Origin of the sequence: Ectopseudomonas oleovorans (assembly GCF_029845265.1) — a bacterium.
Taxonomy (GTDB): Bacteria; Pseudomonadota; Gammaproteobacteria; order Pseudomonadales; family Pseudomonadaceae; genus Aquipseudomonas; species Aquipseudomonas oleovorans.
Genome location: NZ_JAOCLK010000035.1, coordinates 45,744 through 52,649, shown reverse-complemented (window position 1 = coordinate 52,649; position 6,906 = coordinate 45,744). Strand labels below are relative to the sequence as shown.

4 protein-coding genes are annotated in these 6,906 nt (G+C 63.0%); 2 read left to right on the top strand and 2 right to left on the bottom strand.

Going from position 1 to position 6,906, the window contains the following annotated elements:
* Positions 1–176: 176 nt before the first annotated feature.
* Together msbA and hldE are read left to right on the top strand one after the other, a co-directional pair.
* Positions 177–2,009, top strand: coding sequence for a lipid A export permease/ATP-binding protein MsbA (gene msbA / locus N5J71_RS16715; protein WP_279917263.1), 1,833 nt, complete (start codon positions 177–179; stop codon positions 2,007–2,009).
* A gap of 146 nt (positions 2,010–2,155) precedes the next feature.
* Positions 2,156–3,577, top strand: a complete 1,422-nt coding sequence (hldE, locus tag N5J71_RS16710; protein ID WP_279917262.1) for a bifunctional D-glycero-beta-D-manno-heptose-7-phosphate kinase/D-glycero-beta-D-manno-heptose 1-phosphate adenylyltransferase HldE — start codon at positions 2,156–2,158, stop codon at positions 3,575–3,577.
* 183 nt (positions 3,578–3,760) lie between these two features.
* On the opposite strand, the gene N5J71_RS16705 is transcribed toward hldE, so the two are convergent.
* Complete coding sequence (locus N5J71_RS16705; RefSeq protein WP_128578897.1) at positions 3,761–4,483, bottom strand: PqiC family protein; 723 nt, start codon at positions 4,481–4,483, stop codon at positions 3,761–3,763.
* A gap of 173 nt (positions 4,484–4,656) precedes the next feature.
* The gene (gene parC, locus N5J71_RS16700; protein ID WP_279917261.1) at positions 4,657–6,906 is read right to left on the bottom strand and encodes a DNA topoisomerase IV subunit A; all 2,250 of its coding nucleotides are present in this window, start codon (positions 6,904–6,906) and stop codon (positions 4,657–4,659) included.

Sequence of the window (6,906 nt, the reverse complement as noted above, 5' to 3'; positions counted from 1 at the left end):
AATATTGCCTGGCGGTATCGCGCAGCAAGTTTCCGTTCTGGCCCTCGAAGTCCAGCTGATCGGATAGAGTGCGAGAAAGCCCGGAGTGCGCCGGGTAGCCGGCGCCGATCCGTGGTCGGGGATGGTGCGAAGCGCTGTGATACACTTTCGCCCATTTTCCACGAGCATCGAGCCCCATGAGTCGTAACGATCTGCCCCGAGCCTCCAGTCTCAATATCTATCTGCGCCTGCTGCGTTACGTCAAACCCTACATGGGCTTCTTCCTGATCAGTATCCTCGGATTTCTGATCTTCGCCTCCACTCAGCCGATGCTCGGCTACATCCTCAAGTACTTCGTCGACGGCCTTTCCAATCCGGATGTCAGCCTGTTTGCCAGCGTGCCCTATCTCTCCGAGGTCGAGTTTCTGGCGAGCATGAACCTGCTGCAGACAGTACCCTTGCTGATCGTCTTGATAGCGCTATGGCAAGGCATCGGTTCGTTCCTGGGTAACTACTTTCTGGCCAAGGTGTCGCTCGGGCTGGTGCATGACTTGCGTCTGGCGCTTTTCGACAAGTTGCTGGTGCTACCCAATCGCTATTTCGACAACAACAATTCGGGACACCTGATTTCCCGCATCACCTTCAACGTGACCATGGTCACGGGCGCCGCGACCGACGCAATCAAGGTGGTGATCCGCGAAGGCATGACGGTGATCTTCCTGTTCGCCACCCTGTTGCTGATGAATTGGAAGCTGACGCTGGTGATGGTGGCCATCCTGCCTCTGATCGGGTTGATGGTCGTCAGTGCGAGTCGCAAGTTCCGCAAACAGAGCAAGAAGATCCAGGTCGCCATGGGCGACGTTACCCATGTTGCCTCCGAGACCATCCATGGTTATCGGGTAGTGCGCAGTTTCGGTGGCGAATCCTACGAATCGGAGCGCTTCCAGACGGCGTCCAGGGACAATACGCACAAGCAGATGCGCATGACCAAGACCGGTGCGGTGTACACGCCGATGCTGCAACTGGTGATCTACAGCGCGATGGCCGTGCTGATGTTTCTGGTGCTCTTCATGCGTGGTGACGCGTCGGCAGGGGATCTGGTCGCCTACATCACGTTGGCAGGCCTGTTGCCCAAGCCGATCAGGCAGTTGTCCGAGGTCAGTTCGACCATCCAGAAGGGCCTGGCGGGAGCGGAAAGCATTTTCGAGCAATTGGATGAAGCGCCCGAGATTGACGGTGGTACGCAGGTGCGTGACCGGGTGTCGGGACGGCTTGAGGTTCGCAACCTGAGCTTCAATTACGCGGGCAGTGACAAGGCCGTTCTGGAGGACATCAGTTTCGTTGCCGAACCTGGCCAGATGGTTGCGCTGGTGGGGCGTTCCGGTAGCGGAAAATCGACGTTGGCCAACCTCATTCCACGCTTTTATCAGCACGAGAATGGGCAGATTCTGCTCGATGACCTGGGGGTCGAGCAATACACGCTGCGCAATCTGCGCCGGCACATCGCGCTGGTGACCCAGCATGTCACGCTGTTCAACGACACGGTGCGCAACAACATCGCCTATGGCGACCTTGCCGGGGCGCCTCTCGAGGCGGTCCAGCGGGCCGCAGCGGATGCCTATGCGGCCGAGTTTATCGAGAAGATGCCGCAGGGTTACGAAACGCTGGTGGGTGAGAACGGAGTGCTGCTTTCGGGAGGCCAGCGCCAGCGCCTGGCCATTGCCCGTGCGTTGCTCAAGGATGCACCCCTGCTGATTCTCGACGAAGCGACCTCGGCGCTGGACACGGAGTCCGAGCGGCATATCCAGGCTGCCCTGGATCAGGTGATGAAGGGGCGTACGACGCTGGTGATCGCCCACCGTCTGTCGACGATCGAGAAGGCCGATCTGATTCTCGTCATGGATCAGGGGCGTATTGTCGAGCGCGGGAGTCATTCCCAATTGCTGGCGCTCAATGGCTATTACGCACGCCTTCACGCCAAGCAGTTCGAGGAGGGCGGCTCCTCTGCCGATGCAGAAGAGGACGTCTGAACCTTTCAGGTGGCACTGCGTGAAGGTTGGCGGGCGTCGCTGCGATTCTGCGGCGCGCAGCCTCCAGTCCGGTGCCGCTCCTCTGTCCCGGCAGGCGTTGCCTGCCATGCTATGATCCACTCCGTTTTTTCCTCTTTGGAGCGCTCATGAAGCTGACCATGCCCCGTTACGACCAAGCCCCCGTTCTGGTGGTGGGTGACGTGATGCTTGACCGTTACTGGCATGGCGGGACGTCGCGGATTTCACCTGAGGCGCCGGTGCCGGTGGTGCGGGTCGAGCAGATCGAGGATCGTCCCGGTGGCGCGGCCAACGTGGCGCTGAACATTGCTGCGCTCGGTGCTCCGGCCTTGCTGGTGGGCGTTACCGGCGAGGATGAGGCGGCCGACAGCCTGACCGACAGCCTCAACGGCGCGGGTGTCGAGGCGCATTTCCAGCGGCTCGATGACCAGCCGACGATCGTCAAGCTGCGCGTCATGAGTCGCCATCAGCAGTTGCTGCGCATGGATTTCGAGGAGCCTTTCGCCACCGACACCCAGGCCCTGGCCCGCCAGGTCGAGGCGCTGCTCGCCGGGGTCAAGGTGCTGGTGCTGTCCGACTATGGCAAGGGTGCCTTGCAGAACCATCAGGCGCTGATTCAGGCGGCGCGTGCCAGGGGTATTCCGGTGCTGGCCGACCCCAAGGGCAAGGATTTCTCCATCTACCGCGGCGCCAGCCTGATCACCCCCAATCTGCACGAGTTCGAAACCATCGTCGGCGGCTGTGCCGACGAGGCCGAACTGGTCAGCAAGGGCGCCAAGCTGATGGCCGAGCTGGAGCTGGGCGCGCTGCTGGTGACGCGCGGCGAGCATGGCATGACCCTGCTGCGCCCGGGGCATGCTCCGCTGCATCTGCCGGCGCGTGCCCGTGAGGTGTTCGACGTCACGGGCGCTGGTGATACGGTGATTTCCACCCTGGCGGCCTCCATCGCCGCGGGCGAGGAGCTGCCGCAGGCGGTGGCCCTGGCCAACCTGGCCGCCGGCATCGTGGTCGGCAAGCTCGGCACCGCGGCCATCAGTGCCCCCGAGCTGCGCCGCGCCGTGCAGCGCGAGGAAGGTTCCGAGCGTGGTGTGCTGAGCCTGGATCAACTGCTCATCGCCATCGAGGATGCGCGGGCTCACGGCGAGAAGATCGTATTCACCAATGGCTGCTTCGATATTCTCCATGCCGGCCACGTGACCTATCTGGAACAGGCCCGCGCGCAGGGCGACCGCCTGATCGTGGCGGTCAATGACGATGCCTCGGTCAGTCGCCTGAAAGGTTCGGGGCGTCCGATCAATGCCGTCGACCGCCGTATGGCCGTGTTGGCCGGCCTCGGTGCGGTGGACTGGGTGGTGAGCTTCAGCGAGGACACGCCCGAGCGCCTGCTCAAGCAGGTGCAGCCGGATGTGCTGGTCAAGGGCGGCGACTACGGTATTGATCAGGTGGTAGGTGCCGATATCGTCCAGGCCTATGGCGGCGAAGTGCGCGTACTCGGGCTGGTGGAGAACAGCTCCACCACCGCCATCGTCGAGAAGATCCGCAGCAAGTAACGCATTGCGTATGGCATCGCCCGTTGGCTCTGGTGTGCGCAATGTCTGTCAGTTGGCAGCAGAGATTTCTTCGGGCACACACCGAACAGGTCTGTATGCCTGCGCAGATGGGCATTCACAGCCAACTCCTCCATTCAGGCTCCCGCTTTTGCGGGAGTGCCGTTGAATGGATGGAGGATATTCCTAGAAACGGAAGACTTCCGTATTGATCTTGATCGGTTCTGCCACCGGGATCTTCGGCCCGGCAGCGGCTGGGTCCTGCGGTTTGGCTTTGGCCACCGGAGGCTTCTTGCGCGGCGGCTCAGGGGTAGGCTCGGCTGCAGCGATGGGTTGAATGGCCACAGCCAGTTCAGCCGCCAGACGTTGCAGCAAGACACTCTGCGCCTTGACCTGTTCGGCCATGGGCCCACCGTGCGCTTCTTCCAAACGAATCAGCCGGCTGTCGCGCAGTTGTCCGCGGCGGTCGAGCAAGCGCCACTGAGCTTCCAGCACGGCAGGTTGAGTCGGGCCGGAATCCAGGCGGGTGATGGTCAGCATGACCTGTGCATCGGCACTGAAGCCTGGTGCCGCCGGCGCCAGGGCCAGGCGCTGGCTGTCCAGGCGCCAGGCCAGTTGGCGCAGCAACTGCTGGTCGATGTCGTTGGCCAGGCCGCTGGCCCAGCGAGCGTCCTGCGCGGCCACCAGGCTGCCATCGGCCTGACGTTGCAGCAGATTTTGCTGGCGCAGGTAATCGGCCACGCTGATCGGGCCGACCAGTACGGTCACACCGTTGTCCTGGGTCGGCGTCACGGCCTGGCCGCTGTCGAGTTGGTAAAGGGGAACCGGCTTCTGCTGCAGCAGACTGCAACCACTCAATACGAGCAGCGTGGTCAGAAGCAGAGCCACAGGGCGTACTACAGTCATCATTAATTCCAGGCAGCCGCTTCTGGGGCAGCTGCATATCGATCCCATATCATGCTGTGGGGTCATTTGTGCATGACCCGGGGCGCGTATCATCCGTCAAACCGCGCTACGACTCCAGCCTTGCCTGCTGGCTGGTAGCGCGGATATCCCGGACGAACGGGGGCGTGTTGCCGACGCTATTCCACCAGCAGCTGGTCGACACGCTGGAAGCCGCGCGGCAGCTTGTTACCGCGGCGGCCGCGCTCGCCCTTGTAATGCTCGAGGTCGTCGGCTTTGAGTGTCAGGGTACGCTTCCCGGCCTGCAAAACCAAATTGGCGCCGCTGGGCAGTACGGCCAGATCGGTCAGATATTCCTCACGCGAGGCTACGCGCTCGCCGGGAATGCCGATGATCTTGTTGCCCTTGCCTTTACCCAGTTGCGGCAGATCGGCGACCTTGAACAGCAGCAGGCGACCTTCGGTAGTCACCGCGGCCAACCAGTCGTCTTCCAGACTGGTGACGGGCTTCGGTGCGACCACTTTGGCGCCATTGGGCAGGGTCAGCAGTGCCTTGCCTGCCTTGTTCTTGGCCTGCAGATCCTCGCCCTTGACCACGAAGCCGTAGCCGGCATCGGAGGCGATCACGTACAGCGCGCTGTCTTCGGGCAGCATCACGCACTCGAAGGTGGCACCCGGCGGTGGGGTCAGGCGACCGGTGAGCGGCTCGCCCTGGCCACGTGCCGAAGGCAGTGAGTGGGCCGCGAGCGAATAGCTCCTGCCGGTCGAGTCGATAAACACCGCGTACTGGTTCGAGCGCCCGGGCGCGGCGGCCTTGAAGCCGTCGCCGGCCTTGTAGGACAGGCCGGTGGCATCGATGTCGTGGCCCTTGGCACAACGCACCCAGCCTTTTTCCGAGAGCACCACGGTGACCGGCTCGGTCGGCATCAGCTCGGTTTCAGAAAGGGCCTTAGCCTCGGCGCGGGCGACGATCGGCGAGCGGCGGTCATCGCCGTACTTCTCCGCGTCCTCGATGATTTCCTTGCGTACCAGCTTCTTCAGCTTGGCTTCGCTGCCGAGCAGGGCCAGGAGTTTCTCGCGCTCCTTGGCCAGTTCGTCCTGCTCGCCACGGATCTTCATCTCTTCCAAGCGAGCCAATTGGCGCAGGCGAGTGTCGAGAATGTAGTCGGCCTGCACGTCGGTGAGGCCGAAACGCTCCATCAACACCGGCTTGGGCGAATCCTCGCTGCGAATGATGCGAATGACTTCATCGAGGTTGAGGAAGGCGATCAGCAAACCTTCCAACAGGTGCAGGCGGCGTTCGACTTTGTCCAGGCGGAACTGCAAGCGGCGGCGCACGGTGCCGACGCGGTACACCAGCCACTCGCTGAGCAGGGTGCGCAGGTCCTTGACCTGCGGCTTGCCGTCGAGGCCGATGACGTTGGTGTTGACCCGGTAGCTGGATTCCAGGTCGGTGGTAGCGAACAGGTGGGTCATCAGCTCGTCGGCATCGACGCGGTTGGAGCGCGGGATGATGACGATGCGGCAGGGGTTCTCGTGGTCCGACTCGTCACGCAGGTCGGCGACCATCGGCAGCTTCTTGGCCTGCATCTGCGCGGCGATCTGCTCCAGTACCTTGGCCCCGGACACCTGGTGCGGCAGGGCAGTGACGACGATGTCGCCGTCCTCGATGCGATAGACGGCGCGCATACGTACCGAGCCGCGGCCGGTCTCGTAGATCTTCAGCAGGTCGGCCTTGGGCGTGATGACCTCGGCTTCGGTAGGGAAGTCCGGGCCCTGAATATGCTCGCAGAGCTGCTCGACCGTGGCGCCCGGCTCATCGAGCAGGCGTACGCAGGCGGCGGCGACTTCGCGCAGGTTATGCGGCGGCACATCGGTGGCCATGCCCACGGCGATGCCGGTGGTGCCATTCAACAAGAGGTTGGGCAGGCGCGCCGGCAGGGTCGCCGGCTCGTTCAGGGTGCCGTCGAAGTTGGGTACCCAGTCGACGGTGCCCTGGCCCAGCTCGGACAGCAGCACCTCGGAGTAGCGCGACAGGCGCGCCTCGGTGTAGCGCATGGCAGCGAAAGATTTGGGATCGTCCGGCGCACCCCAGTTGCCCTGGCCGTCGACCAGGGTGTAGCGGTAGCTGAACGGCTGCGCCATCAGCACCATGGCTTCATAGCAGGCGCTGTCGCCGTGCGGGTGGAACTTGCCGAGCACGTCACCGACGGTACGCGCGGATTTCTTGTGCTTGGCGTCGGCATCCAGGCCCAATTCGCTCATGGCGTAGATGATGCGCCGTTGTACGGGTTTCAGGCCGTCGCCGATGTGCGGCAGGGCGCGGTCCATGATCACGTACATGGAGTAGTTGAGATAAGCCTGCTCGGTGAAATCGGCGAGTGACCGGCGTTCAACGCCTTCCAGGCTCAAATCGAGGGATTCGCTCAT

What these genes read in the sequence shown, in the direction of transcription:
- hldE (WP_279917262.1), top strand. Translation starts at nt 2,156, where the DNA reads ATGAAGCTGACCATGCCCCGTTACGACCAAGCCCCCGTTCTGGTGGTG.
- N5J71_RS16705 (WP_128578897.1), bottom strand. Translation starts at nt 4,483, where the DNA reads ATGATGACTGTAGTACGCCCTGTGGCTCTGCTTCTGACCACGCTGCTC.
- parC (WP_279917261.1), bottom strand. Translation starts at nt 6,906, where the DNA reads ATGAGCGAATCCCTCGATTTGAGCCTGGAAGGCGTTGAACGCCGGTCA.
- msbA (WP_279917263.1), top strand. Translation starts at nt 177, where the DNA reads ATGAGTCGTAACGATCTGCCCCGAGCCTCCAGTCTCAATATCTATCTG.